Raw genomic sequence first — 2,489 nt, forward strand, 5'->3', positions numbered from 1 at the left:
ATCATTCCTATGTCTGATATCTTACCCATAAGTGACATTGCTCCACTATGAATAAGATCAATTAGTGGTGATGGGATTAAACCGAAAAATATTAATACACCTGCGAGCATTACTATAGGTATCATTTCTACTCCTCTTGCATCTTCCAAGTGATCCCATTCTTCTTTTCTTGGACCAAAAAAAGTATTTTGAATTACCTTCAATATATAAGCAGCAGTAATAACAATTCCTAGAATAGCTATTATTGAGATTGCTTTAAAAGGTATTATTGAAAATAGTTTTCTTGGTTCATCATGAGATCCTAAAAATATTAGAAATTCAGCGACAAAGTTATTTAATCCTGGTAATCCTAATGATGCAAAACCAGCAATTATAAATCCAACAGCTACTCTTGGCATTTGATGCACTAAACCACCAAAGCAAGCAATTTCTCTTGTATGTGCCTGGTTATAAATATTTCCTATTAAAGTAAAGAATAATGCAGTCATAATACCATGTGCAAACATCTGAGCTACAGCTCCATCTATTCCTTCAAAGTTTAATGAAGCAATTCCGAGTAGAACATACCCCATATGGCTTACACTGGAATAACCAATTACAAATTTTAAATCCTTTTGAGCCATAGCAACCATAGCTCCATATACTATATTAGCTATTGACAGCACTGCAATTAAAGGAACCCAATATTTTGCGCCTTCTGGAAAGAGAAATACTCCTGCACGGATAATTCCATAACCTCCTAGTTTCATTAAAACCCCAGCATGAAGCATACTTACAGCTGTTGGCGCAGCTACGTGTCCATCTGGAGACCATGTATGAAAGGGCCACATAGGAACTAATATACCAAAGCCTATTAACATTAGGAAAAAAGCAAATTTTTGAAAACTCGAACTATATTGAATAGTACTTAGAGTTTGTATATCAAAACTTCTTATTCCTAAATTACTAGCATATACAAAAGTTGCAATAATTCCAATTAGAATAAATGCACTACCTACTAATAAGTAAAGAGTTAATTTCATTGCTGCATAATTTTTTCTAGTGCTTCCCCAAACTCCAATTAAGATATACATTGGAATAACAGCTATTTCGAAAAATATATAGAAGAAAAATAAATCTCTTGAAATAAATACTCCAAAGACACCTGCAACTAACAAAAGCAGAAATATGAAAAATTCCTTGATTCTTTTCTCAAGTTTCCATGATGAAAAAATGCCTGCAAAAATAACGATGGCGGTAAGCAATATCAAAGGTATACTTAAACCATCAGCCCCTACAGAATAATTAATTCCGAAGGCAGGAATCCAAGAATAGGTCTCTTGAAATTGAAGCCCTCCTATTGCCTTGTTGTAAGTTACAAAAGCTATAGTCGAAAGAAAGAGTAAAATAAATGTAACAATTGCTGCAGTAACTTTTATTTCCTTTTCCTTAGTTTCTGGCAATAGAAGTATTATAATAATACCCAAAATGGGTGCTAATAATATTGACGTTAATATCGGAAATTCCATCTATATCCCTCCTAAAATCGGTGCTGCAAGCCATAAAATTATCAAAGCAATTGCAATGAAAAAAATCAAAGCATAGTTTTGCACCTGTCCTGAATGAATAAGTCTAAGTTTAGCTCCCATTCTGCTTATCAAAGAAGTAGTATTATCAAAAATTCCATCTACTATGTTACGATCACACCAATTAAATAAACGGGATATATTTAAAATTACTTTTTCATATACTAAGTGATAAAGTTCATTTAAATAATATTGATTAAAAAGAAACTCATGAATTGGTTTAAATTTCACACTTAGAGCTTCACTCGAAATTACTTTCTTACTATAGATAAGCCATCCAAGTATTAGTCCTCCAGATGCCGCTGCTACTGATTCACCCATGACCATTAAATTTGCTTCAGGCATTTGAGATGTTTGAAAGTATATATATGAAGCAAATGTCTCATTTATAAAACCATAGAATACTGAGAAAACTGATAATATCATTAATGGAACAGTCATGCACCAAGGCGTTTTATGGACAGAATGTTTTTCTCTTTCATCGCCAAAGAAAACTATAAAAACTAAACGAGCCATATAAAATGCAGTTAAAAATGCCGTAATCAAACCTAAATAATATAAAAATATATATCCATGCTCATAAGTTACAGTTAAAATTTCATCCTTACTGAAAAAGCCTGATAGAGGTGGAATTCCTGCTAAAGATAAAGATGCAATAATAAAAGTAATACTTACAATCTTCATTTTTTTAATTAAACCACCCATTTTAAAAATGTCTTGTATGCCAATAGCGTGAATAATGCTGCCTGCACCTAAAAATAATAATGCTTTAAAGAATGCGTGGCTTGTAAGATGAAACATTCCAGAAGTAAATCCTCCTACGCCCATTGCCATAACCATATACCCTAACTGACTCATAGTTGAAAATGCTAATATCCTTTTTAAATCTCTTTGCACTAAAGCAATGGTTCCTGCCATAAATGC

2 protein-coding genes are annotated in these 2,489 nt (G+C 32.5%); both read right to left on the reverse strand.

All coding sequences use genetic code 11. From position 1 onward, the window contains the following. Window positions 1–1,508, reverse strand: a 1,508-nt coding sequence (locus COL3_RS23845; RefSeq protein ID WP_099716736.1) for an NADH-quinone oxidoreductase subunit M, incomplete at its 3' end; no start/stop codon positions are given. After that, on the reverse strand, window positions 1,509–2,489 hold a 981-nt coding region (locus tag COL3_RS23850; protein WP_278286703.1), incomplete at its 5' end, for a proton-conducting transporter membrane subunit. It abuts the gene before it with no gap.

Origin of the sequence: Clostridium sp. LS (genome assembly GCF_002760435.1) — a bacterium.
GTDB lineage: Bacteria > Bacillota > Clostridia > Clostridiales > Clostridiaceae > Clostridium.